The organism is Lacrimispora xylanisolvens (genome assembly GCF_002934545.1).
Taxonomy (GTDB): domain Bacteria; phylum Bacillota; class Clostridia; order Lachnospirales; family Lachnospiraceae; genus Lacrimispora; species Lacrimispora xylanisolvens.
In genome coordinates this window covers 60,342-82,306 of the sequence record NZ_PTJA01000016.1, presented here as the reverse complement: position 1 = coordinate 82,306, position 21,965 = coordinate 60,342, and the positions used below count along the sequence as shown (strand labels likewise).

At 38.8% G+C, this 21,965-nt stretch carries 36 protein-coding genes; 31 read left to right on the top strand and 5 right to left on the bottom strand.

Annotation, left to right across the window (positions count from 1 at the left end):
• Nucleotides 1-120: 120 nt before the first annotated feature.
• From BXY41_RS23580 to BXY41_RS23570, 4 genes are all read right to left on the bottom strand, one after another.
• Nucleotides 121-648, bottom strand: coding sequence for a hypothetical protein (locus tag BXY41_RS23580; RefSeq protein WP_104439338.1), 528 nt, complete (start codon nt 646-648; stop codon nt 121-123).
• A 71-nt stretch (nt 649-719) separates the two neighbouring features.
• Nucleotides 720-860, bottom strand: a complete 141-nt coding sequence (locus BXY41_RS26915) for a hypothetical protein (RefSeq protein ID WP_170072557.1) — start codon at nt 858-860, stop codon at nt 720-722.
• 16 nt (nt 861-876) lie between these two features.
• The gene (locus BXY41_RS23575; RefSeq protein ID WP_170072577.1) at nt 877-1,530 is read right to left on the bottom strand and encodes an ImmA/IrrE family metallo-endopeptidase; all 654 of its coding nucleotides are present in this window, start codon (nt 1,528-1,530) and stop codon (nt 877-879) included.
• 14 nt (nt 1,531-1,544) lie between these two features.
• Nucleotides 1,545-1,859: a helix-turn-helix domain-containing protein gene (locus tag BXY41_RS23570; RefSeq protein ID WP_104439336.1), complete on the bottom strand. Its 315-nt coding sequence runs from the start codon at nt 1,857-1,859 to the stop codon at nt 1,545-1,547.
• A gap of 164 nt (nt 1,860-2,023) precedes the next feature.
• Between BXY41_RS23570 and BXY41_RS23565 the strand changes: the two genes are divergently transcribed.
• From BXY41_RS23565 to BXY41_RS23445, 27 genes are all read left to right on the top strand, one after another.
• Complete coding sequence (locus BXY41_RS23565; protein WP_104439335.1) at nt 2,024-2,233, top strand: transcriptional regulator; 210 nt, start codon at nt 2,024-2,026, stop codon at nt 2,231-2,233.
• Between the two features lie 99 nt (nt 2,234-2,332).
• Nucleotides 2,333-2,551, top strand: a complete 219-nt coding sequence (locus BXY41_RS23560; RefSeq protein WP_104439334.1) for a hypothetical protein — start codon at nt 2,333-2,335, stop codon at nt 2,549-2,551.
• 7 nt (nt 2,552-2,558) lie between these two features.
• Nucleotides 2,559-2,699: a hypothetical protein gene (locus tag BXY41_RS26910; protein WP_170072575.1), complete on the top strand. Its 141-nt coding sequence runs from the start codon at nt 2,559-2,561 to the stop codon at nt 2,697-2,699.
• A 12-nt stretch (nt 2,700-2,711) separates the two neighbouring features.
• Nucleotides 2,712-2,903, top strand: a complete 192-nt coding sequence (locus tag BXY41_RS23555; RefSeq protein WP_104439333.1) for a hypothetical protein — start codon at nt 2,712-2,714, stop codon at nt 2,901-2,903.
• Nucleotides 2,904-2,945: 42 nt separating this feature from the next.
• Nucleotides 2,946-3,218: a hypothetical protein gene (locus BXY41_RS23550; RefSeq protein WP_104439332.1), complete on the top strand. Its 273-nt coding sequence runs from the start codon at nt 2,946-2,948 to the stop codon at nt 3,216-3,218.
• Nucleotides 3,219-3,230: 12 nt separating this feature from the next.
• On the top strand, nt 3,231-3,857 hold the full coding sequence (locus BXY41_RS23545; protein WP_104439331.1) for a single-stranded DNA-binding protein: 627 nt from the start codon (nt 3,231-3,233) through the stop codon (nt 3,855-3,857).
• A complete protein-coding gene (locus BXY41_RS23540; RefSeq protein WP_104439330.1) occupies nt 3,854-4,324 on the top strand; it encodes a sporulation initiation factor Spo0A C-terminal domain-containing protein in 471 nt (156 codons plus the stop codon). Before BXY41_RS23545 ends, BXY41_RS23540 begins: the two co-directional genes overlap by 4 nt.
• Nucleotides 4,302-6,305: an AAA family ATPase gene (locus BXY41_RS23535; RefSeq protein ID WP_104439329.1), complete on the top strand. Its 2,004-nt coding sequence runs from the start codon at nt 4,302-4,304 to the stop codon at nt 6,303-6,305. The genes BXY41_RS23540 and BXY41_RS23535 overlap by 23 nt, the downstream gene beginning before the upstream one ends.
• On the top strand, nt 6,305-6,451 hold the full coding sequence (locus tag BXY41_RS26905) for a hypothetical protein (RefSeq protein ID WP_170072573.1): 147 nt from the start codon (nt 6,305-6,307) through the stop codon (nt 6,449-6,451). The genes BXY41_RS23535 and BXY41_RS26905 overlap by 1 nt, the downstream gene beginning before the upstream one ends.
• The gene (locus BXY41_RS23530; protein WP_104439328.1) at nt 6,451-6,699 is read left to right on the top strand and encodes a hypothetical protein; all 249 of its coding nucleotides are present in this window, start codon (nt 6,451-6,453) and stop codon (nt 6,697-6,699) included. Before BXY41_RS26905 ends, BXY41_RS23530 begins: the two co-directional genes overlap by 1 nt.
• A gap of 2 nt (nt 6,700-6,701) precedes the next feature.
• Complete coding sequence (locus tag BXY41_RS23525) at nt 6,702-7,625, top strand: recombinase RecT (protein ID WP_104439327.1); 924 nt, start codon at nt 6,702-6,704, stop codon at nt 7,623-7,625.
• A 19-nt stretch (nt 7,626-7,644) separates the two neighbouring features.
• A complete protein-coding gene (locus tag BXY41_RS23520) occupies nt 7,645-8,376 on the top strand; it encodes an MBL fold metallo-hydrolase (protein WP_104439326.1) in 732 nt (243 codons plus the stop codon).
• 13 nt (nt 8,377-8,389) lie between these two features.
• Complete coding sequence (locus tag BXY41_RS23515; protein ID WP_104439325.1) at nt 8,390-8,956, top strand: 4Fe-4S cluster-binding domain-containing protein; 567 nt, start codon at nt 8,390-8,392, stop codon at nt 8,954-8,956.
• A 52-nt stretch (nt 8,957-9,008) separates the two neighbouring features.
• A complete protein-coding gene (locus BXY41_RS23510) occupies nt 9,009-9,551 on the top strand; it encodes a sigma-70 family RNA polymerase sigma factor (protein ID WP_104439324.1) in 543 nt (180 codons plus the stop codon).
• A 95-nt stretch (nt 9,552-9,646) separates the two neighbouring features.
• Nucleotides 9,647-10,081, top strand: a complete 435-nt coding sequence (locus BXY41_RS23505; RefSeq protein WP_104439323.1) for a hypothetical protein — start codon at nt 9,647-9,649, stop codon at nt 10,079-10,081.
• Nucleotides 10,082-10,095: 14 nt separating this feature from the next.
• Complete coding sequence (locus BXY41_RS23500; protein ID WP_104439322.1) at nt 10,096-10,818, top strand: hypothetical protein; 723 nt, start codon at nt 10,096-10,098, stop codon at nt 10,816-10,818.
• A gap of 52 nt (nt 10,819-10,870) precedes the next feature.
• On the top strand, nt 10,871-11,317 hold the full coding sequence (locus BXY41_RS23495; RefSeq protein WP_104439321.1) for a single-stranded DNA-binding protein: 447 nt from the start codon (nt 10,871-10,873) through the stop codon (nt 11,315-11,317).
• A 15-nt stretch (nt 11,318-11,332) separates the two neighbouring features.
• A complete protein-coding gene (locus BXY41_RS23490; protein ID WP_104439320.1) occupies nt 11,333-11,719 on the top strand; it encodes a hypothetical protein in 387 nt (128 codons plus the stop codon).
• A complete protein-coding gene (locus BXY41_RS23485; protein WP_104439319.1) occupies nt 11,716-12,501 on the top strand; it encodes a hypothetical protein in 786 nt (261 codons plus the stop codon). Before BXY41_RS23490 ends, BXY41_RS23485 begins: the two co-directional genes overlap by 4 nt.
• The gene (locus BXY41_RS23480) at nt 12,485-13,243 is read left to right on the top strand and encodes a hypothetical protein (RefSeq protein WP_104439318.1); all 759 of its coding nucleotides are present in this window, start codon (nt 12,485-12,487) and stop codon (nt 13,241-13,243) included. The genes BXY41_RS23485 and BXY41_RS23480 overlap by 17 nt, the downstream gene beginning before the upstream one ends.
• On the top strand, nt 13,224-13,697 hold the full coding sequence (locus tag BXY41_RS23475; protein WP_104439317.1) for a hypothetical protein: 474 nt from the start codon (nt 13,224-13,226) through the stop codon (nt 13,695-13,697). The genes BXY41_RS23480 and BXY41_RS23475 overlap by 20 nt, the downstream gene beginning before the upstream one ends.
• A 2-nt stretch (nt 13,698-13,699) precedes the next feature.
• A complete protein-coding gene (locus BXY41_RS23470) occupies nt 13,700-14,464 on the top strand; it encodes a hypothetical protein (RefSeq protein WP_104439316.1) in 765 nt (254 codons plus the stop codon).
• Nucleotides 14,455-16,491 (top strand): AAA family ATPase, encoded by a 2,037-nt coding sequence (locus tag BXY41_RS23465; protein ID WP_104439315.1) that lies wholly within the window; start codon nt 14,455-14,457, stop codon nt 16,489-16,491. The genes BXY41_RS23470 and BXY41_RS23465 overlap by 10 nt, the downstream gene beginning before the upstream one ends.
• A gap of 16 nt (nt 16,492-16,507) precedes the next feature.
• A complete protein-coding gene (locus BXY41_RS23460; protein WP_104439314.1) occupies nt 16,508-16,825 on the top strand; it encodes a hypothetical protein in 318 nt (105 codons plus the stop codon).
• Nucleotides 16,826-16,848: 23 nt separating this feature from the next.
• Entirely contained in the window at nt 16,849-17,274 is a 426-nt protein-coding gene (locus tag BXY41_RS23455; protein ID WP_104439313.1) for a hypothetical protein, read from the top strand.
• Between the two features lie 39 nt (nt 17,275-17,313).
• Entirely contained in the window at nt 17,314-17,577 is a 264-nt protein-coding gene (locus tag BXY41_RS23450; RefSeq protein ID WP_104439312.1) for a hypothetical protein, read from the top strand.
• A 524-nt stretch (nt 17,578-18,101) separates the two neighbouring features.
• Nucleotides 18,102-18,629, top strand: a complete 528-nt coding sequence (locus BXY41_RS23445; protein ID WP_104439311.1) for a hypothetical protein — start codon at nt 18,102-18,104, stop codon at nt 18,627-18,629.
• Between the two features lie 110 nt (nt 18,630-18,739).
• Here BXY41_RS23445 and BXY41_RS23440 read toward each other — a convergent pair whose 3' ends face one another.
• The gene (locus BXY41_RS23440) at nt 18,740-19,027 is read right to left on the bottom strand and encodes a hypothetical protein (protein ID WP_104439310.1); all 288 of its coding nucleotides are present in this window, start codon (nt 19,025-19,027) and stop codon (nt 18,740-18,742) included.
• A 125-nt stretch (nt 19,028-19,152) separates the two neighbouring features.
• Between BXY41_RS23440 and BXY41_RS23435 the strand changes: the two genes are divergently transcribed.
• From BXY41_RS23435 to BXY41_RS23420, 4 genes are all read left to right on the top strand, one after another.
• The gene (locus BXY41_RS23435) at nt 19,153-19,956 is read left to right on the top strand and encodes a DNA adenine methylase (protein WP_242980346.1); all 804 of its coding nucleotides are present in this window, start codon (nt 19,153-19,155) and stop codon (nt 19,954-19,956) included.
• A complete protein-coding gene (locus BXY41_RS23430) occupies nt 19,953-20,882 on the top strand; it encodes a hypothetical protein (RefSeq protein ID WP_104439308.1) in 930 nt (309 codons plus the stop codon). Before BXY41_RS23435 ends, BXY41_RS23430 begins: the two co-directional genes overlap by 4 nt.
• A gap of 275 nt (nt 20,883-21,157) precedes the next feature.
• Nucleotides 21,158-21,508: a hypothetical protein gene (locus tag BXY41_RS23425; protein ID WP_104439307.1), complete on the top strand. Its 351-nt coding sequence runs from the start codon at nt 21,158-21,160 to the stop codon at nt 21,506-21,508.
• 3 nt (nt 21,509-21,511) lie between these two features.
• Nucleotides 21,512-21,922 carry a hypothetical protein gene (locus BXY41_RS23420; RefSeq protein ID WP_104439306.1) on the top strand — a complete coding sequence of 137 codons (411 nt, stop codon included), beginning with the start codon at nt 21,512-21,514 and terminating at the stop codon, nt 21,920-21,922.
• Nucleotides 21,923-21,965: the final 43 nt, after the last annotated feature.

Genomic DNA, 21,965 nt, shown 5'->3' with positions numbered 1-21,965 from the left:
GTTTACAGTTTAGTGCCAGGGTGATACAATGTATTTGAAGAATAGTATGTATCGGCACTGTCGGTATAATCTATGTGAAGCCGTTCGGTGTTGGTAGCACCGGGCGGTTTTGTAATTTAATTAATAGCATTTCGAACAGGGAGTTCTACCGAGTGACTCAGCTTCCGATTGTGTCATATGAGATGGATTTTTCATATTACTGCAATTAGAATCAGAATGGTATTTTGTCCCTGTTCTTGATACCCATACCATTCGTTCCTTATTATTAGAAGTGGTTTCCTTAGAAGCAGTTTGTGTTGGTTGGGTAGCCCCTGATTTACCAGAGCTCCCGCTTTTTGCGGTTGAGGTGTTCTGTATAGTCTGTGTTTGAACAATGCCGGAAATAATCAGTGCACCGTTTGAATTTACGGTTTTACCATCAGGTGTAGTCGTATTAGTAAGGCAGTAGCCTTTTTCATTGAAATAGTAACATTCTAAAACACCATCTGCATCCCCGTCAATCCATTGCCAAGCATTAACTGGATATGTACCATCATCGTTCTGATACCACCATCCGTTGGAATCTGACTGCCATTGTCCAGCAAAAGAAGCGAAGCTCAACACTATAGACATCATAGCAGTAGCAATTAACAATTTAAACTTTTTCATCCCATTCCCTCTTTTCTTTAGATTTATATTAAAAAGCCTATAGGCTATTTTAATTCTATTTTGAAATCAAATTAAGGATCCCCATGAATAACAGTTAAATATTGTTTTAGTAAATATTTTGCATCTTCATCTGAAAGCTTGTCTATCAGCTCATTCCGTTTATCTTTATCCTTTTCACAGATAATCGTAGTGGCTTTTTTTGTAGAGATCATATTAGTACCCCATATATTAAAATACTGACCCATGTAAATGATAATATTCTGTATTACTAAAAATGTATTCTTCCCCTACAACGAAACGGTGAACATTTAGAAAGTCAGAGTCGTTATCATAATAATCTGATTCTTTTTTCGTTGTATTTTTGGTAGTTGCGTGAGTGTATGGAAAAAACCAATCGCGTATATTTTTATGTAAGTTTTTATGTTCCCACAAGGGGAATATCTTATAGTCTGCTAATATTCGGTTTGCTGCCATGCATGACACATCAAAAGTCTCACAAATATCTTTTACTGAATTAAAATGTAAATGCCAAATGACGGATCTGGGAGCCAATATATTACTTGCAAATAGATCTGCCTCTTTTTCATTATCAGAAGACTCCCCTTCATGATTAAGTATAATATGACCAACTTCATGCATCAATGAAAATCGTTGGCGTTCTGTATGAGGGAATTTATCATTGTAAAAAATTACGCCCTGAAGAGTGAAAGCATCGTCACTAACCTGGAGGCATTTATTGATCTTTGCCTCTGGTAGATCCGAGTACTTATATAATGGTATATCAAGGCCAGTGATTATTTTAATACAGTCAATAGGGAAAGTTTTTACCTCACATTTTTTAAATACTTCTAATGTTTTCTCGATTATTCCGTTTTGCTCCAACAAAAAATTTCTCCTTAGTCATCGGACAGAAGAGTTCTAATAATGTCCTGTTTTTGTTCGAGCGTGAGTTTCTTACCGTTTCTGGCAATGAGACTTTGAATGTCATCATATGTAGGTTCATAAATAGCTTTACGACTGCTATCATCAAAATCATCTAATGACAACCCTAATACGCGAGCTATAGCTTTTAATGTTTCTAATTTAGGATCTTTTGTAGCTCCGCTTAAAATTTTATTCAAAGTGCCGATAGGAACACCTGACTTCTCCGATAAATCTTCTGTAGTCATGCCTAATTTCTTTTTGTATTCATTTATTCTTTCTAATCCCATTTTTCTCACCTCCTACTACGGTAATATTTTACCGCTTAGTATATAAAATGTCAATAACAATTTTCCATTAACGGTAAAATAATCTAAAATATCAGTTGACTTTTACCGTTAAAGGATATATACTTACAACATAAATAACCGTCAACGGTAAAGGAGGCGATGATATGTATTATCGGCTAAGAAATGAAATTGATAAAAGAGGCTATACAATAGGAAGGTTTGCAACTTTAGCCAATATGTCTGAAAAAAGTCTCAGAAATAAGCTAAATGGTATGACAGACTTTTCTTGGTCGGAAGTTCTATTAATTCGGGAATTACTTGATCCGGAATTATCATTAGAAGATCTTTTCAAAAGAGAAGATAAAATTGCATAAGAACACACGTTCGAATAGCTATAATATACCACTGTATTAAGAACGTGTCAATTAAAAAGGGGAGATAAGTAATCTCAATAAAAACGGAGGTAGAAAGCATTGAAAAAGAATCGTGTTAGAACTGCCACGGCAGCAAAGATAGTTGGTGTAGACCGGGGATTTTTCATTGAAAAGGTACGAACTGGAAAATTCCCAGGCTCTTATGAAAAAAATGGTAGTAAGGCTAATGTTGTAGTACTTGCCGTAGAGTTGGCACAATTTCTTGGAAGAAGTATAGAAGAAATTGATTCAGCGGTTGAAGAGATAGAAGGGAGGTGAATAAGAGATGAAGAATTTATCTGCAACAGAACATAAAGATATTAACTCTGTCCCGATTTTAGAACTTGATAGGCAGGTTATGTTAGGCAACTGGTATCCGGTTTGCATCAATGATGGCCTGATCATCGGCACAGCCGATGTGGAGTGAGAGGTAAAGACAATGGTGGACAAGCGTAAAACAGCAGAAATTATCTTACAAGCTATTGATGATCATGGACCAGTTCAGGTTGACTGGAATATGAAAGAATTTTGGATAAACGCCATTCTAAGAGGACTTACTATGGCTGATTTATCTGAAATACAGAAACCCCAGGAGTCGCACCTCCCAGGGAATCAATTTGATACTAAATAATTTTACAATCCCAGTATAAGGGATTCGCAGGAGGAAATCAAGATGGAAGAATTATTAAAAGCTATTTTATTAGCATCTTTACCCGAAACAGAGCAGGCAAAGATCGAGCCTGTAAATTTATCTTTTAAGAAACAGCCAGGGAAGAATGGCGAAATCACAACTGAAATTAACGGTACAGTCACAGGCGTTATTGCCGGATGTGTTTTTTTACTTCTCAAAGTGGTGATAGCAACATCGCCCAAATGTAAGATTGCACAGAGAGAAACTCTTGAAATGATTTATACAATGGTTGCTGAAAAATTACAGCTTAAATAGGAGGAAAACACTATGGATGCACTGCAGAACAATACAGTTACTTTAATCGGAGAAATAGTTTCCGGTTTTACTTTTAACCATGAGGTATTTGGCGAGGGATTTTACTCAGTAGATTTGGCTGTAACACGGCTTAGCGAGCAGGTGGACATTATTCCACTTATCATCTCAGAACGGCTGATAAATACGGACGGGATCTCCATGGGCAACACGGTAGAAGTTGTTGGACAGTTTCGTTCATTTAACCAGTGCGGTGGAGATAAAAAAAGGCTTATTCTTTCTGTATTCGTTAAGGAAATATTCTTAATGGACCAGAAATTTACAGACTATACCAAAACGAATTCTATTACGCTGAATGGGTATCTGTGCAAGCCGCCGGTATATAGAAAGACTCCGCTTGGACGTGAGATTGCTGATCTGCTTCTTGCTGTGAACCGCCCATATGGAAAATCAGATTATATTCCCTGTATTGTATGGGGGAGAAACGCAAGATATGCTATGGGGCTTTCTGTCGGTTGTAGGATGGAAATATTTGGAAGAATTCAGAGCCGGAATTATGAGAAGAAGATGTCCGAAACGCAGATAGAGTATCGCAGAGCATATGAAGTTTCTGTTTCCAAGTTGGAGGTATATGACAAATGATTAAAGACAGGGCAAAAGATGTACTGATTAATATGGGTATGCCAGCTTCTGTAATCGGTATTGAATACATAGCTGAAATCGTGGGATTATTTGAAACAGGATCTCATGATATTAAAATTATGGCTCTATATGAAAAGATCGCAAAAAAATACAACACAACCAACGCTGGTGTTGAGAGGGCCATACGTCATGCATTCAGAATAGTTGTAACAAAGGGCAACCGTTCAATGGTAGAAAAATATTTATCTGTTGATAATGTGACTAATTCTAACCTGTTACACCTACTTTATTATCGTCTGAAACAGGAAGAGGAACATTGTGTTGAGCCGTCAGGAAATGATTCTAAAGCTGATTTAAGTAAACGGGATCCATATAAAGATTTAGAAAATGATATGTTTCAGGCTATACAAAAATTCATTAAAAACTTAAGGGAGGTAAATTCTGATGCATATAGTAAAGTTGGTTAGCGCGCACTGCGAAAACTTCAAAGGATTTAAAAACTTTGATGTTCAGTTTGGGAACAAGATTACCCATATTAAAGGTGCAAATGGTTTGGGTAAATCAACCACTGCAGAATTGCTCATGTGGGTGCTTCATGGAGTAGGCAATGATTTGACCAGTAACCCAAAGGTACGCCGGGAAGTTGATAAGGTTCCTGTGGCAGATGTTCCGGTGGTTGGTGAAATAACAATGATGGTTGATGGGAAAGAAATCATTGCAAAAAAAGTCCAGAAACGAACCATTAAAAAGGATAGCAGCTATTCTGATGACAATACATATTCCATCAATGGTGTGGAGAAGAATCTTAAAGACTTTATTGCCTACTTTGACTTTGATTTTGATGACTTGCTGATGTGTATGAACATCGGGGCATTTCTGGCAAAGAAACCTAAAGATATGAGAGATTTCCTTTTTAAGCTACCGCAGGATATTACCATAAATGATATCGTTTCAAAATATCCGGAATTCGCAGAACTGGTACCTTTACTCGAGAAGTATGATGTCGAAGAGATCTCTTCCATGAATAAAGCGAGCGTTACAAAGCTGAATAAAGAGATTGCTGGTTATCCTGGGCGTATAGACGAGGTTAATCGTCAGATTGTTAAGGATGTAGATACGGCTGAACTGGAATTACAGAAAAACGAGATGCAGCGCCAGATTGCAGGCATTGAGAAGCAGGAAGAAGATTCACTTGCGCAGTCAAAACAGTTTGATTCCATGTCCAAAGATATTATGGATCTCCAATTTAAACGTTCCGGCATTGAACAGGCTGCCAATGCAACATTGGTTGAACAGAAGAGAGAAATTCAGAAACGCATTGATGAAGCAGAAATTCAATTTCGTCAGGCTATGAATAATTCTTCTATGGCTGAAATGGATAAGCAGAGAGTGCTGGAATCTATTGAGCGAAAAAAAGAACATAAAGCCAGTTTATTGGAAGAATACACTAACACATCGAAAAGAGTATTCCCTCAGTATGTGCCACTTCCAATGTTGGGATCGGCTGTATTTGTCTGCCCAACCTGCGGACAGGATTTACCAGAAGATATAAAGATTCAAAAACAAGAGCAATATGAAGTAAACAGCCAGAAACACCTTGCTAAGTATGAAAATGACAAAAAAGAGTGGGAACAGCAGAGAGTGGATCTACTGACTACAATATCTGAAAAGGGACGTACACTTAAAACGGAAATTGAACAGTTGGAGATAAAAGAACTCCCAGAGATCGAGAAACGTATTAAGTTTTCCAATGAGCAGAAAGTTGTAGCTAATGGCGCAAAGAATAAGGCAATGGATGAATTAAACGCTCTTCCAGGGCAGGTTGATTTATCAGATAATCAGGAATATGAAGCCCTTTGCCAAGAGATTCTTAAAAAGGAAGAAGCTCTAAGATCTGCAAATACTGGAGCGGATTATCGAGCTACACTACGGTTACAGAAAGCCGAGTTACAGGCTGAATTGGATTCTGTTAAAGAGAAGATTTCCAGAACAGCTAAGAATGTCGAACTGGAAGAACGATTATCTTTTCTTCGTAATGAGCAGCTGCAGAAAGAACAGTCAAAAGCTGATTGTGAGAAAATCCTTGACTTGTTGGATCAGCTGGATCAGAGAAAGAATGAACTTCTGGTCGATTCAATTAACAGCCACTTTGGCGGCAGAGTAACATGGGATTTATTTGCCTTTGCTAAGAATGGTGGCTATAAAAAGGATTACTGCGTTCCAAGAATTGATGGCTTTGAAATCCACGACAATACGGCGAACCATGGCAGGAAAATAGAAGCTATGATGATTATCGCACTGACTATTCAGAAGATTGTAGGCATTCAGTGCCCGGTAATTCTTGATGATGGTGAAAGCCTTGACCCGTGGCGGCTGCCAGTATGTGAGAGCCAGTTGATTGTCATGAGCAGGGCAGATAACAAAGAGTTGATGGTTGAGGTTGCATAATGGACGATGATAGTATTGTGCGCATTACGGAATTCATACACGCATTGAAAATATTTATTACAGCGGCTAAACGACTAAAAGATGAAGATATGAGATATCTGAAACAAATAGTAAAAATGATGGAAAAGAAAATGGAGGGGAATTAATGCAAATTATTAAAGCGCAGTTTTTAAAGGGAGAAGTCCCCAGTGGTAAATCCTATACATATTTTTCGGAGGAGGCGGTCTCTATCGGAGACCTGATCCAGATAAATTCTTCTGCCAAGGGAATTGTCACCGAGGTTGATGTAGCGGAAAGTGAGATCAAATCTTTCCGGGATAAGGTTAAGATGATTGCTGGAAAAGTTGTTGAAGAGTTAAAAGGGAAATCCATTGAACAGAAAGGGGATAAATAATCATGGCAAAACAGGAAGTGGCTACAACGGCAAATCAGCAGGCAGCATTAATTGTAAATAATGCCCTAATCGATGGTTTAAATGCACAGTTGAAACAGAAGCAGGAATATGGGCTTACATTCCCGGCAGATTACAATCCTACAAATGCTTTAATGGGTGCATATCTAATTTTAAAAGAAACTAAGGACAGGAACGGTAAAGAAGTGCTGTCAACCTGCTCTCAGGCAAGCATTGCAAATTCTCTTATGGATATGGTAACAATGGGCCTATCAATGCAGAAGCGACAGTGTTATCCAATAGCTTATGGCGGTAAGTTACAGTGTCAGGTTTCCTATCACGGCCATAAGGCCATGGCACATAGATACGGGGCGAAAGATATCAATGCCGAGGTCATCTATGAAGGAGATACGTTCAAGTACCATATTGAAAATGGTCGAAAGATTCTTGACGAGCATAAACAGGATTTTGAAAATATCGACTTGAGCAAAATCAAAGGTGCCTATTGCATAGTTATCCTCGCTGATGGCAGTACATACATGGAAGTGATGAACATCAATCAGATTAAGACCGCATGGAAAAAGGGGTATGGCTATAAAGAAAACAGCGGTACTCATGCTGAATTTACTGACATGATGGTCAAGAAAACAGTAACTTCCAGGGCCTGTAAGCAGATTGTTCAGCAGTATGGTGATGTATTTGCCATTGAAGCAGCTGATAAGGCAGAAGATATTGACTCGGCAGATGTTGTTGCAGAGAATGTAGCCTATGATGTTCAGAGTTATGCCAATGCACAGGAATTTCCAATGCAAGAGGAATCTGATCCGGTTGAACAGGATGAAGTACCTGCAGATGAATTGGAGGTTCAAGCGCAACAGACTGAACCTGAACCGTCATCGCCACAGCCGCAAAACCCTGATTGGGCATAAAGGAGCTGAAGACGCTTGCATGAAATTAAAAGTAATAGGCAGTTCTAGCAAAGGCAACGGATATGCGCTCATAGCAGATAATGAAATTCTACTTCTTGAATGTGGCTGCCCGTTCAAAGAAATTAAAAAAGCCATTGACTGGCAAATTCTAAAGATAAAAGGCTGTTTGCTTACACATGGGCATTCAGATCATTCTAAATATACTAAAGATTATCTAAAAGCCGGAATCCCGGTATATACCAATGAAGAAACAAAACAAGCCGTGGGAGAAATCTCCGGTGCACAGTTTTACAGCGTGCCTGAGTTTAAAGCGGTTCATATAGGAGGGTTCAAGGTTATTACTTTCCATATTCCCCATAACGGAACTCCAAACTTTGGATACCTAATTGAACATGAAGAAATGGGAAGATTGCTGTTCGTTACTGACTATGAGTACATACCGTACAATTTCCAGAAACAGCAGGTTCAACACTTCTTGATTGAAGCAAATTACCAGGAACAATTCATTGATAAGAACCTACCAAACTATGAGCATAAACTTCTGGGACATGCTTCACTGGAAACCTGTATCGGAGCCATTAAAGCGAACAATTCACCAAACCTTAGGAACATCATAATGTGCCATCTAGGAGCCGGTTCTAGTTCTGGTAAGTATTTTATCAATGAAATGCAGAAAGTGACTGGCAGAAGTATTAATGTAAATTGCGCAATACCAGGACTTGCAGTGGAACTGGATAAAAGTCCATTTTGATGAAAGGAGTTTTATGAAAGATGTAGCAAGAGTAATCGTTACATATGACTGCCCACGTAATTGTCCGAATTGCTGTAATGAGCATATCGGTGATGTACCGGCGGTTAAATTTGAGGACTTATTAAAATATAAAGAGCTTGTTATTACTGGCGGCGAACCTATGGAGATCGCTCCAAGAGTGGTGGAGATGATTCACAGACTTCAAGCAAACGGATACAACGGGAAGTTATGGCTCTATACATCATGCCTTAAAACAACTAAATGGGCAGATAGAGCAGTTCTGCAAGCAGTGAATGGAATTACATATACCTTACATCACAAGCCATCACAGAAAGATTTAAGTGACGTATGTAAGTTAAATAAATACCTATTGGAGAATCTTGATAATCGGGCGCATGACCGTTCTGACCGGCTTCTAATTGACAGTCGGTGTTATACAGAAGAGGTTCTGAGAATTATTGGTTTATATGATACTGGTACAAAGCATTGGTCGAGCATAAAACCACTGGAATGGAAAGATGATGAATGCCCGATCCCTGATAATGAGGAGTTGATCTATTACGATTTGGAAAGAGTATAAAACAATCCCCAAATATTCAAAAGCTGAAAATACAATTGAAATATTACGTTCTATGAGTCCTGTTGAGCGTCGTGAATGTTTAATCACTAATAACATAAGGTTGGCCATTTCAGTAGCGCAGAAGTTTAGCTATGAAGAAGACTATGAATCTGTAGCAATGATTGGATTGATTAAGGCAGCCGACACCTTTGATATAGAAAAAGGCATTAACTTTGCTACATATGCTACAAGGGTGATTCACAATGATATTTTGATGTACATTCGTAAAATCAAAAAATATTCGCATACTGTATCTTTTGAAACTGTAATCCCAGGTACAGATGAAACTCCTTTAACTATCGGTGATACTTTAAGTTACGAGGACGAGGATATGGATAAACTTGAAAAAGCAGAAAGAATAAAGGCACTTATCGATGCCATTCATTCTCTTCCGGATAGGGAATGTAAAATAATCTGCTTGCTATACGGCATTGGTGAGACGCGGCGTTATAAGCAACATGAGGTTGCTGAACGTTTTGGAATATCACAATCATATGTAAGCCGCGTAGAAAAAAGAATACTTAAAAAGATGAAAACAATGTTGAAAAATTACTGATAGATAGGACCGAAAAGTCTCTAAACTATAAGATGATTTTAACCCGGGTTGAAATAGATGTAACTTGTCAATTAGTGCCTATGGAGGAAGATATCATGGCAGAAGTAAATTTAAAAGAATTTGCAGGCGGTGCCCTGCAGGAGAAGTTCGATGCAGCTATGGGTAAGGTTTTAGAGAATATGCAGGATCCAAATACTCCTTGGAAAAATAAGAGAGCAATCACTGTTAAGGTTACTTTACAGCAGAATGAGGATCGTGACGATGCTGAGGTCGATGTTTCCGTTGAAACCAAAACGGCTCCGGTAGCTCCTATTGCTACCAGAATGGCAATCGGTAAGGATCTGAAAACTGGTGAAACATTCGCTCAGGAATATGGTAAGCAGCTTCGTGGACAGATGTCCTTGAAAGATTATCAGACACCGCAGGGAGATTTAAAGGTTGACGGGAAAACAGTTGATCCAGATACCGGTGAAATCAAAGAAGAATCAGATGGCAAAGTAGTTGATTTGAGAGCAGCCAAACAGGCTTAAGGAGGATATGAATTATGGATATGACTAGAGAGGCATTACAGTATGTAGTTGGATTAAGTGAAGCAAATCTTCTTACGATTAATGGAGATACATATTCCGATAAGCAGATTTATCGAGTAGATAATGATCTCCGGGCGGCAGCCATTGAAATGAATACACTTACCGGCCTTATCGACTATGCAAAAGCATTTAATGACGAAATGTCAAATCAGATGCTGGTGCAGGTGGTTTCCCCCACGGAAGTTAGGCTGATTTCTTGCCTTGATGGAGATCGAAAACGTGAATGTCTTGTAAATGTATCAGCTATGATTCCGGATTTCAGCTATGGCAGGTACATGGACCATGAAAGTTTTATCATCGCTTTGCAGTCAAAATTTATCAGCAATGATGACAGAGCTTTATTACTTAGATTTGCCGGTACTGTAAAAGATGAATCTGTGGCTCAGTATGGGGATGATGGAGTAACGCAGACGGCTACGGTTAAGACAGGAATTACTTCTGTTGACAAAGCAATCGTTCCAAACCCAGTGAATCTGCGCCCGTTCCGTACCTTTATTGAAGTAGAGCAGCCTGAAAGTGCATTTGTATTCCGTATGAAGCAGAGCGATGGGCGTGGAGTTGAGTGTGCAATTTTTGAAGCTGATGGCGGCGCTTGGAAGAATGAAGCCATGAGAAATATCAAAAAGTATCTTGGTTTCGCACTGGAAGATTTACCGCAGTTTACAGTGATTTCATAACAACATTACCGCCGGTTCAGTGATGGGCCGGCGGAGAAAGAAGGACATAAATATGAATCGTGTGATTTTATGCGGGAGATTGACCCGTGATCCAGAAGTAAGATATTCACAGGGCGAGAGAGCCATGGCAATAGCCAGATATACTCTTGCGGTGGATCGAAAAAAACGCAGGGGACAGGACAATAATGAACAAACAGCAGATTTTATCAACTGTATAGCTTTTGACAAAGGTGGCGAGTTTACAGAGAAGTATTTCCGCCAGGGTATGAGAGTGCTTGTTTCTGGCAGGATCCAGACCGGTAGTTATACAAATAAGGACGGCGTAAAGGTCTACACCACAGATGTTGTTGTTGAAGAGCAGGAATTTGCTGACGGTAAAAATGCTTCTTCTGGCGGTGGAAGTCAGCCGTCAAATGCGCCAGGAACTTCTGGTGCCATTGGTAACGATTTTGTTAATATCCCAGATGGAGTTGAGGATGAAGGATTGCCCTTTAATTAACAGGAGGTGCCGCAAGTGAAAAAGAAAAATGAGCCGAAGCCTTCCGATGTAATAAAAAATTTTCTTGATTATTTGGTGACATGCCAGAAAGAATATCAGACAGCATGTACAGAAATGTTCGCAGAAGATAAAAAAGTACAAGATTTTCTTCATGCAATTGAATTCGAGAATGACTGCAAAGAGCGTAACAAAATCACTACTCGTTGGCATATAAGCCGGAACAGGCGCAGAGCTGCAAAGGATAGATCTCTTGAACTTGAGCGAGTTGCAAAATTCTATTCAGACAAGGCCAATAAACCATTCATTGATAAATTACGTAGCATGGTTAAGGACCAAAAGGAAGAAGAGAAATGGCTTGAGGGTGAGCGTGTTTATCGTCCCCGAGGAGGTGGTTCTGGTTGATAACTCTGGAGAACACGAAAAAGATAGAAAAGAATTTTAGTGTTTACATACATATTTCGCCCTCTGGAAAAAGATATATAGGGATAACATCTATAAAACCTACTGATAGATGGGGAAGCAAAGGTCAAAGATACAAAAGGAATCCATATTTTCAAAATGCAATCTTGAAATATGGCTGGGAGAATTTTCAACATTTAATTGTTGCTAACAAGTTAGGTAAAGATGAAGCAAAAAAAATGGAAATTGCACTAATTTCTAAATATAAAGCTAATGATAGAAAGTATGGCTATAACAGAACTCTGGGTGGTGATTTGAAAGATGAGATTCTTTCGGATAATGAAAGAAAAAAGAGAAGAATTGCAGCTCAAAAAAAATGGGACAATGCAAATCCTAATAGGATAAAGGCACTTAGAAAAAAATATGATTGTACGGATTATCGTAGAACTTATCATAATACGCTCAATAAAACACCAAAAAGACGGGAACACCGAACAGAATATATGCGCAAATACAGAGAAGAAAACAGGTTTGAATACAATCAAAGAAGGCGTAGGACAGCAGCTAGAAAACGAATACAAAATCCTCCAAAGGACTTTAGAAAGCCTGTGGTGGTTAATGATAAAAGTGGAAGTTTAATTTTTGTGGGAGCTTCTATCAAAGAAACGGCAGAAAAACTCAATTTGAGTGATGGTTTTGTCCAGTGCTGCCTTAAAGGTAAAAGAAACAGCAAACTATATGACTTTACATATGCAAAGGTTGGTGAAAATGGTAACGATAATTGAAGATACAAGAAATAAGCCCTCAAAACATGAACTAAAGGGACAATATTTTAAGTCTTGTGGAATCAACGTAATGCGTTCCAAGCTTCCTTGTGGCGATTATGCTTTGCTGACAAATATGTCATCAGTAGTAGATACCAAGTTTTCAATTCATGAGCTTATTGGAGATATCCAGGTTAAGCAAATGCCTAAAAGAGAGATTGAGGCAGCAATCAGGGTGATTTCTGAAAAAGAGAATATTCCTGCAGGTTGTGTATGCGAGGTCTTTCATTCAATCTGTGATGATGATACTGACCGTTTCGCTGAAAAGGATATTAATGAGGTATGCTACAAATATGGAGTTCCTGAAAGCGTTATGAACCAATTCCAGGCTCTTTATGTTAAGAGACACGGATTCTTTCACCGAGGACTTAAGCGGGCACAGAATAGTGGAATACGGCTTTACATACTGGTTGAGAATGAGGACAAGGTTACTTCTATTGATGATTTGTCCTTATGGCAGAATCCCAGGCTTGGCATTTTGGTGAATGGAAAAGAAATGATCGGCTTCTGGGGGAATGGAAAACCACGGTATAAAAAGGTGCAGAAATATCCCTATGCGGCAACCGGAGAATGGCTGGCAAAAGCCTGCCTGACAATGGAAGAAAAATACGGATGCAGATTTCTTTTCTGTAGACCGGAAGAATCAGGAGCGAAGATTTTGGAGTTGTTAGGAGTGAATGATTATGCAGAAAAGACCTCCTAAATGCTGCTATCCTGATTGCTTCAATTGCCCATATGCCGATTGTAGAAATGACCAATTGGAAGCAGAGGATTATTCAGAATCCAATACCCGAGATTATGAGCATTACGAAGCCTGGAATGATGAGAAATTACATAGGAATGCTGGAAAGGATTATCACATTGGCCGTCAAACGGCGGCCAAGCGTGGTGTAAGACCTTACGTTGATCGACATGAATATAACCAATCTTATTATAAACGTCGCCGGGAAGAAATTCTGGATAAAATAAAGGTTAATTATGATACGAATAAAAATACGAAAAGATGTCGGAAATATGTAACGACTCATTATGAACAAGCGAAGCAGTATCAAAGTAATTATTACAGGAGAAATGCTGAAAAGAAACGGGAATATGCGCGCTTAAAATATCATCAAAAGAAAGCTCAAAAGGAAGTAGTTATTGACGGGAGGGTGTAAATATGACACATAGTTTTGATTCAGAAATAGCAGGAGAATATGGGATTTTAGAAGCTGTTCTCCTCAATCATATTTATTATTGGATTGAAAAGAATCGTGCTAATGAACAAAACTTTTATGACGGTAATTACTGGACATATAACAGTACAAGAGCATTTAATGAACTATTCCCCTATGTGTCTGAGCGACAGATTAAAAATGCACTAAAGCATTTACGTGAAGAAGAGATTATCATTACCGGAAATTACAATGAAAATGCCTATGATCGTACTTTGTGGTATGCATTGTCTGAAAAAGGATTATCCATTGTGCAAAAACGTCCAATGGAAGAGACAAAATCGTCCAATGGAAAGGGCGATAATGTTCGACCTATACCAGATATAAAACCAGATAATAAACCAAATATAGAACCAGATAATAATACAGTATCTAACGATACTGTTCGTAGCACTGACGTGCAACGTGTCGTTGATGCTTGGAACTCTTTACCGGCAGTAAAGCACATATCAAGATTGGTGCCGGAGTCTCAAAGGCATGAATGGCTAAAAGTTCGGATAAGGGATTATGGAATTGATGATGTTCTAAAGGCCATTGATAATATTCGCTATAGCCCATTTCTTCTTGGACAAAGCAAAGGAGGCTGGACCATCACGTTTGATTGGTTTGTAAGGCCGAACAATTTCCCTAAGGTGCTTGATGGTAATTATCTTGAAAACAAACCAAATGAGCCAGATCCTGCAGATGATGGTGGAGAGACATGGCAATAGGACATAAATTATTTGAACCTGATGAAATACGCAAAACAATCAATGTCATTAAACCGGAAGGTGAATTGTTTGAGGTGCGGTGTCTGGAAGCTAATGGCAAGAAAGTTTACAGCGGATACTTTAAATCACCGGAATCCTTGATTGACCAGCTTTGCCGATTAAATTCTACTGATAGCAATATTTACATAACCCTGGGCAAAGTGAAAGAGGATTGTTATTCCCGGGAGCAGCGAGAAAAGTTTGTTATGAACGCAAAGAATACGACTAATGACAATGATATTGTGGGGTATAAATGGCTTTTCATAGATGTGGATCCGCAAAGGCCGGCGGGTGTCTCCAGTTCTGATGAGCAGCTGCATAAAGCAAAGGAACGCGGTAATCAGATTTATGTGTTCATGAAGAATCTTGGATTCAATGATCCAGTAACAGCTTTGAGCGGTAACGGCATCCATCTGCTATACCGGATACAGATCGCTAATAACGAGGATAACAAAAAGCTGGTCAAAGGTTGCTTAGCAGCTTTGGATATGTTTTTCAGTGATGATGAATTGAAGATTGATACCACCAATTTCAATCCTTCCCGGATCTGTAAATTATATGGAACTATGGCCCGAAAAGGTAGCAACACGGAACAGAATCCACATAGGCTTAGCCACTTGCTTTCAGAGGGGAGCCGGGAGCCAACGGATAGAATTTATCTGGAAAAGTTAGTGTCCTTGATACCGGAAAAGCAGGAGAAACCACAGAAGTATAATAACTATAACCCAAAGGAATTTGACCTGGAAGATTGGCTGCAGCGGTTTTATATCCGGTATAGAAAGTCCAGTTACAGTGATGGAATTAAATTCATTTTGGAAGAGTGTCCTTTTGACAGCAACCATAAAGGAAAAGATGCCTGTATCTTTCAGACCAGGTCAGGAGCCATAGGATTTCACTGTTTTCACAATTCCTGTTCCGATAAAACATGGCAAGACGTAAGAAAACTATTCGAGCCAGATGCTTATGAAAAGCGGCAGCAGGAGTATGAAAGAAAAATCTACTCTCGACAACCGGTAATACAGCGACCAATACAAAGCATAGTTCCTGTCCAGGGGAATCCGGTTTTCTTCACCGCGAGAAACATTCTGGATCTTCAAGTGCCGGAGGAGCGTTTTGTAAAAAGTGGAATTGCCGATATTGACAAAAAACTGAGGGGACTTAAAAAGGGATATGTAACTATTATGTCTGGATTAAGAGCTTCGGGTAAGTCAAGTGTCATTTCAGAGATGACCTTGGATGCAGTAGAGTCTGGAAATAATGTGGGTATATTCTCCGGAGAGTTGGCTCCAAAGAATTTTATGAGATGGATGGATCTGCAGGCAGCCGGTAGAGGATATACGGAACCTACACAGTTCGAGGGATATTACAATGTCACACGAAAATATAAAGAGCAAATTGCAGAATGGTTAGGGCAACATTTCTTCCTGTACAACAACGATTATGGTAATGATTACCGCGCGGTGGCAGAGCAGTTTGAAAAAGCCATCGTGGAAAAGAAACTGGACTTGCTGATTCTGGATAATCTGATGGCTTTCAATATCCTTTGCCTATCGGATAATAAATTCGAGGCGCAGACAGCGTTTATTCTGGATATGCAGCGGATTGCTAAGAAACACAATGTCCATGTGTTATTTGTAGCACACCCCAGAAAGGCTATGGGATTCCTCCGGCTGGACGATATTTCCGGTACCGCGGATCTAGGCAATGCCGTTGACAATGCCTTGATAGTACACAGGGTAAATAATGACTTTAAAAGGCTTGGTAAGCAAATGTTTGGTTGGAATGATAATAACCCTTTATTTGAATCCACCAATGTGATCGAAATTGCAAAGGATCGTGACGGTGGAACAATGGATTATTTCGTACCTTTATACTATGAAACAGAAACAAAGCGGCTTAAAAACTCACCTGCTGAAAATAAAATCTATGGCTGGAATAAATCAGATGATGGATTTTACAATGTGGAGCAGGGAGAAATTCCATTTTAGAGAGTAAGGTGTAATTATGACATTAAGCACTCAAAAGCCTACACGGGAAGAACGTGCGGCTATGACCAAAGATGAATTGCTTAGAGCAGTGTGGCTTCTTGACGATGTACTTGAATCGTTAAGGTGGATTCCGATTAAGGAAAGGCAGCCTAAATATGATGGGGAATATGAAACTACAGTAAGGGCTTTACCTGGATTTAAGAGTATTTCTCCAGGCGTTATACAGAATATCCGAATGGTTTATGTATCCGGAAAATGGAAAAGCCAATGGTTTCAGGAGATTCCTTATTATCAGGTATTGGCGTGGCGTGAAGTTGTAAAGGTTGATACATAACCTGCTTAGGCAGAAAGGGTAATATGAATACATATTTGATTACTTTATCAAGATATAATAGGCCGGTAAATGCTTGCGGTGAAACGCCGGGAAAGGCTAAGTATAATACCTACTTAGAAATGGGGGATCTATTTGATAGCTTTGCTGAGTTTTTGCGATTTGTAAAAAGCATAAAGCTGATTCATAAATTCAGACCATGTGATTTGTTTTGTGATGTTGAACAGTTCGAGCGAATGAAAGAATGTCGTAATATACCGTTTGCTCTTATGGGAATGAATGTGATTCTGAAATCCAAAAGCAGAGGAAATATTAAAGGAACAATTGTCGGTTCAAATGACAGCATGAACTTGGATATCTGCTTTGAAGGAACCTGCCATAAAGAGAACTGCCACCCACATTATGAATTGATCTATTTGGATAATAGTGGGGACATCGTAGCCGAATTTTAATAGGAACTTAATGGAATTAGAACAGAGAGGAGTATATACATGACGGAATATTTAGCAGAAAGAACCCTTGCAAATATGAGATTTGGTTTGTCCATAACGAGACCGGGACTAAATGCGATCAGTGAGAAGATGGCTCTTGAGATGGGTGTAAAAGCTTTGGAGAAGCAGATTCCAGCCCAGCTGGCAAATGACGGCGCTTTCGGAAAATGTGCAGATTGTGGATATGAATTTAATTCGGAATTTTTGTCAGAGTATGATTTGAAATTCTGTTTAAATTGCGGAAAGAAAATCAAACACTTTTAAACTATTGCTTTTTGCTGTAACAAGATCCCTGCTACATGGTGTAATTGTGCAGCAGTATCAATGTACGAATGATCTTCATGCAATATTACCTGTAACCATATTGGGAGTGTTATAAAGTAATGTCTGGTACTGGTACTTTTAAAGAGTAATTTAGATAAATTATTTTCCACTATATCACCTCGAAAATATGGTGTGTGTAATAAACATTAATAATACAGGAAGTATCTGGATCTTGACAAAACCAAAATTTGATGGAGGTACATTATGAAATTTGAGTTGTTATATTTAGTGGCAAGAATAAGAGGTCTTTTCCCGGACAATCGAAAGGGTAATTTGGTTTTCGGAAAGCCAAATAAAGACATGATAAAGCAGATGTATTATCGTGGTGGGTATATCCCATATCGAATCGATAACCTTGTTACATACTAATAATTAAAATATAAAAGATTTATTGTTCATTGATAATTGAATATTGATAGTTGGTTATCCCTATTGTATACTATTGATAATAGGGGGGTGATAATGTGGACCAGATAGTTACAGGTGTTGTTTTTCCGCTGTTGGAATCTATGTTAGGATTTTCTGTTGACCTTATTACTGATAATTTCGGGGGAATCAAATTGGAATGTGAACTTACTATGCTTAATATTGGTTATAAAGCACTGTACGAAGATTCAGAACATAATGTGATACCCAAATGCATTGGTAGGATACCTGATGATATGACTATAGAATTTAACATAACTGCATATAATTCTAAAAAACATACATCTGGAATGAGTGATTGTAAAGTGCTTTTAGAATATTCGGATGGAAATAAAGTAGAAATTGGGAATCTATTTAGTTGCGAAGACGATGTTAATGAATTAGAGAATTTGTTAAACATAGAATCTAAAACAACAGTAAAAGTAAGATATCGGCAGCGGGAAATATTCTGGAACCCAGAAAGACTTAGGAGCGGTTTTAAAGTGTATCTGGAATACCGTATAAGCGGAAAAAAGAAAGTAAGTACTCCTTTAAAAATTTATGAAATAAAAAGTTTAGAATTTTAAAACTACCAACTATCAACATTCAGTTGGTAGTTTTTTTGTACTAAAAACATAGAGTTTAATCAGGTAAATTAGGATTTGACGTATAAAAAAACGAGTCTATAAGACCCGTTTTAAGGAATATCAAGAAAATTTATAGTATTGGGTTGGGTTTCAGAACCTGTAATAATGGAGCAATCGAAATCACCCCTTAAGGTGTCTAGGATAGCAAGCATTTCGTTTGAATCTAGATCGTTAATACGGCTGGTTTCACACATATCAAATTCCAGCGATTCATCGAAGGGGCTTTGCCAGCAATCATTGTCTAAGTTTTTAACAGTTATGACGTTATCATGTACTTTCACTTCAACTTTAATAATGCCCTTTTCAGTTTCATATTGGATTATAGAATAGTTCACCATTTTACACCTCCTATTTTCATTTATTATAAAATATTTTAAGTAAAGGGTCAACAAAATAAAGAAAGGAGCCGGAACCTTCCTAGGAAAAGCGCGCTGGGTTCCTTTCAAGAAAAATGAAAGCAGTTATGAAATATCCGGGAAGTAAATGGAGTATAGCAGATTGGATCATAAGTTTCTTCCCGGAACATCACAGTTATTTAGAAGCATTCTTCGGCAGCGGAGCTGTGCTATTTAATAAACCACGATCCAACATTGAAACAGTAAACGATCTGGACGGTAATGTGGTAAACCTTTTTGAATGGATTCGCAAGGATCCAGAAAGACTAGCCAGAGAAATTTATTTAACTCCTTACGCCAGACAAATTTATGATGACGCCTTTAGAACGGTACCAGATGATAGTTTTGACAAGGCAGTTAATTTTTACATAAGGCTGAACATGGGATATGGATTCCGCACTAACAATAGCAAGGTGGGCTGGAAAAACGATGTGCAGGGAAGAGAAAAAGCTTATGCTGCAAAAGACTGGTGTGTGTTACCAGAAAAGATAATGCAGGCAGCCGAACGGATCCGGGGAGTGCAGATTGAGAACCGCCCAGCTGCAGAGGTAATTGAACGGTTTAACAACTCGAAAGTTTTAATCTATGCGGATCCTCCGTATGTGCTGAGTACAAGGCATGGAAAACAGTATCGCTATGAAATGGAGGATAAACAGCAGAATAACTTGATAGACGTATTGCAGGCTCATAAAGGACCGGTATTACTAAGTGGATATGATAGCAAACTATATAATGATCGGTTATGTGGATGGCATAAAGAAGAAACTATCTGCTATTCACAAATATCAAGTAAAAAGAGAGAAGTCTTATGGATGAATTTTGAACCTGCAGGACAAATGCGCATCTCAGATTTTCAAGAGGCGCCAGGATGAAACGAAATTGGTCTCATGAAGATGAATCTTACCTTGAAGAAAAGTGGGGTACCATATCAGTAAAAGGTATTGCCAAAAAGCTGAACAGAACGGAAACAGCTGTTGTTCTAAAGAGTCAGCGAATGGGCTTAGGAGCCTTTCTTGATGCAGGAGATTATGTTACTTGGAACCAGTTACAGACGGCATTGGGGCTCGGAAAATCAAGTAGTGGATACAAAATGATTTCGTGGGTAAAGAACAGAGACTTCCCTATACATACGAAGCGGATCAGAAGCAATTCTTTTAAGATAGTCTTTTTGAATGAGTTCTGGGTGTGGGCGGAAAAGAATCAGACGTTTCTTGATTTCTCCCGATTCGAGCCTTTGGCGTTGGGGGAAGAACCTGCGTGGGTACAAGGAAAACGCAGACATGATTGTGAAAACCGGAGACGGATTAAAACTATACCATGGTCTGCTGCAGAGGATAATAAATTAATCAGACTGGTTAAGAAACAGCAGTACGGGGTACAGGCGTTATCAAAACTCATGGGGCGTACTGAAGGGGCAATACAACGCCGCCTTATAGATCTTAAAGTCAAGGATCGTCCAGTAAAAGCAGATAATACCGTTAAGTGGACAGCTGACGAATTTACGCTTTTAGGTGAATTGATCATTGCAGGAAAGAAATATGAGCAGATGGCAACAGTTATTGGTAAGTCAGCAAAAGCCATTCGTGGACGGGTATACCAAATGTATTTAACCGAGAACCTGGATAAAGTGCGTAGCATGATTGAATCTGGACCTTGGGGAGCTGGTCGTCCTGAGCGAAAAATTAAACATTATCTGCAGATGGACGAAAGCGAGCGCCGGCAGACCAAAGATTTAATAGCAAAATTAGCAATAGTTTTCCAAGCAGCATCTTTTTGCATAGAAATGAAAGGAGATTGAACTTTGAAGAATTGGGTTAAATGGGTAAGTGTGGCCATTGCCGTAGCTGTAGGAATTTGTATTACAAAGAATCCTAATTGCTTATGGGCATTCTTTATTCTGATCTTTTGCGATTAATGGAGGTATATTGCTGATGAAATATAACTTACATAGGCTATTGCGAAAGAAAATAATGTGGTGGATCGGGAAGAACTGCGGGACCTGTAAACATTATGACGGAAGATTTGGTGATGAGAGTTGCTTTCCTTGTGATCGGAGTATAAAGGAGGTGGAATATGAGCGAAAATAGAAGATACACAATTTATGCTGTTGATTTTGATGGGACCTTATGTGAAAGTGTCTGGCCCGGAATTGGTAGTCCGAACACGGCACTGATTAATCATTTGATTATAAGACGTAATGAGGGAAATAAAATAGTTCTTTGGACTTGCAGATGTGGGAACCGCTTGGAAGAGGCTGTTTCATGGTGTCGAGGATTCGACCTGGAATTTGACGCTGTGAATGAGAACTTACCTGAAATGGTAGAGTTTTATGGAAACGATTCACGGAAAATATTTGCTGATGTTTATATAGACGATAAGGCAAAAATTAAGGCTCGATATTGTATTCCTTTCAAGGCGGTGTAAACGATGGAAGAGAATGAACTTAGAAAATATTGGTCCGCTTATACGGACGCATGGAAACTAATGAAAAATCGCCAGATGGTTAATCCGGAGCATGTTGCGCAAATGATAAAAAAGCATGTGAACCCTGTAATGCGCAGGTTGTTTTGTTTGGTTGTTTGGCAAGAAATAAAAAGAATTAAATCCGGCGGCGTTCCTCTTCAGGATAAACAATATGAAGAATGTTTAACCGGAGCATGGAAGCTGTTTAAAAAATACAGCGCTCCAAATGATACAGAAGAATACTGGAATGGTCTTGTTGATATGATTGGGGCCATGTCCAAAGAATATGGTAATTGCAGCTTTATAAGCAATCTCCTTATCCATGTAACTCTGGAAGAACTGGAACGGATTTGGAGAACAAGAAAGAAAATATAAGGAAAGGAGCCAGCCTCCTGCAGGGGTAAGGGTATACCGGGCT

Coding starts and splice junctions, on each gene's coding strand:
- BXY41_RS23580 (WP_104439338.1), bottom strand. CDS start 648: ATGAAAAAGTTTAAATTGTTAATTGCTACTGCTATGATGTCTATAGTG.
- BXY41_RS26915 (WP_170072557.1), bottom strand. CDS start 860: ATGATCTCTACAAAAAAAGCCACTACGATTATCTGTGAAAAGGATAAA.
- BXY41_RS23570 (WP_104439336.1), bottom strand. CDS start 1,859: ATGGGATTAGAAAGAATAAATGAATACAAAAAGAAATTAGGCATGACT.
- BXY41_RS23565 (WP_104439335.1), top strand. CDS start 2,024: ATGTATTATCGGCTAAGAAATGAAATTGATAAAAGAGGCTATACAATA.
- BXY41_RS26910 (WP_170072575.1), top strand. CDS start 2,559: ATGAAGAATTTATCTGCAACAGAACATAAAGATATTAACTCTGTCCCG.
- BXY41_RS23555 (WP_104439333.1), top strand. CDS start 2,712: ATGGTGGACAAGCGTAAAACAGCAGAAATTATCTTACAAGCTATTGAT.
- BXY41_RS23550 (WP_104439332.1), top strand. CDS start 2,946: ATGGAAGAATTATTAAAAGCTATTTTATTAGCATCTTTACCCGAAACA.
- BXY41_RS23545 (WP_104439331.1), top strand. CDS start 3,231: ATGGATGCACTGCAGAACAATACAGTTACTTTAATCGGAGAAATAGTT.
- BXY41_RS23540 (WP_104439330.1), top strand. CDS start 3,854: ATGATTAAAGACAGGGCAAAAGATGTACTGATTAATATGGGTATGCCA.
- BXY41_RS23535 (WP_104439329.1), top strand. CDS start 4,302: ATGCATATAGTAAAGTTGGTTAGCGCGCACTGCGAAAACTTCAAAGGA.
- BXY41_RS26905 (WP_170072573.1), top strand. CDS start 6,305: ATGGACGATGATAGTATTGTGCGCATTACGGAATTCATACACGCATTG.
- BXY41_RS23530 (WP_104439328.1), top strand. CDS start 6,451: ATGCAAATTATTAAAGCGCAGTTTTTAAAGGGAGAAGTCCCCAGTGGT.
- BXY41_RS23525 (WP_104439327.1), top strand. CDS start 6,702: ATGGCAAAACAGGAAGTGGCTACAACGGCAAATCAGCAGGCAGCATTA.
- BXY41_RS23520 (WP_104439326.1), top strand. CDS start 7,645: ATGAAATTAAAAGTAATAGGCAGTTCTAGCAAAGGCAACGGATATGCG.
- BXY41_RS23515 (WP_104439325.1), top strand. CDS start 8,390: ATGAAAGATGTAGCAAGAGTAATCGTTACATATGACTGCCCACGTAAT.
- BXY41_RS23510 (WP_104439324.1), top strand. CDS start 9,009: ATGAGTCCTGTTGAGCGTCGTGAATGTTTAATCACTAATAACATAAGG.
- BXY41_RS23505 (WP_104439323.1), top strand. CDS start 9,647: ATGGCAGAAGTAAATTTAAAAGAATTTGCAGGCGGTGCCCTGCAGGAG.
- BXY41_RS23500 (WP_104439322.1), top strand. CDS start 10,096: ATGGATATGACTAGAGAGGCATTACAGTATGTAGTTGGATTAAGTGAA.
- BXY41_RS23495 (WP_104439321.1), top strand. CDS start 10,871: ATGAATCGTGTGATTTTATGCGGGAGATTGACCCGTGATCCAGAAGTA.
- BXY41_RS23480 (WP_104439318.1), top strand. CDS start 12,485: ATGGTAACGATAATTGAAGATACAAGAAATAAGCCCTCAAAACATGAA.
- BXY41_RS23475 (WP_104439317.1), top strand. CDS start 13,224: ATGCAGAAAAGACCTCCTAAATGCTGCTATCCTGATTGCTTCAATTGC.
- BXY41_RS23470 (WP_104439316.1), top strand. CDS start 13,700: ATGACACATAGTTTTGATTCAGAAATAGCAGGAGAATATGGGATTTTA.
- BXY41_RS23465 (WP_104439315.1), top strand. CDS start 14,455: ATGGCAATAGGACATAAATTATTTGAACCTGATGAAATACGCAAAACA.
- BXY41_RS23460 (WP_104439314.1), top strand. CDS start 16,508: ATGACATTAAGCACTCAAAAGCCTACACGGGAAGAACGTGCGGCTATG.
- BXY41_RS23455 (WP_104439313.1), top strand. CDS start 16,849: ATGAATACATATTTGATTACTTTATCAAGATATAATAGGCCGGTAAAT.
- BXY41_RS23450 (WP_104439312.1), top strand. CDS start 17,314: ATGACGGAATATTTAGCAGAAAGAACCCTTGCAAATATGAGATTTGGT.
- BXY41_RS23440 (WP_104439310.1), bottom strand. CDS start 19,027: ATGGTGAACTATTCTATAATCCAATATGAAACTGAAAAGGGCATTATT.
- BXY41_RS23435 (WP_242980346.1), top strand. CDS start 19,153: ATGAAATATCCGGGAAGTAAATGGAGTATAGCAGATTGGATCATAAGT.
- BXY41_RS23430 (WP_104439308.1), top strand. CDS start 19,953: ATGAAACGAAATTGGTCTCATGAAGATGAATCTTACCTTGAAGAAAAG.
- BXY41_RS23425 (WP_104439307.1), top strand. CDS start 21,158: ATGAGCGAAAATAGAAGATACACAATTTATGCTGTTGATTTTGATGGG.
- BXY41_RS23420 (WP_104439306.1), top strand. CDS start 21,512: ATGGAAGAGAATGAACTTAGAAAATATTGGTCCGCTTATACGGACGCA.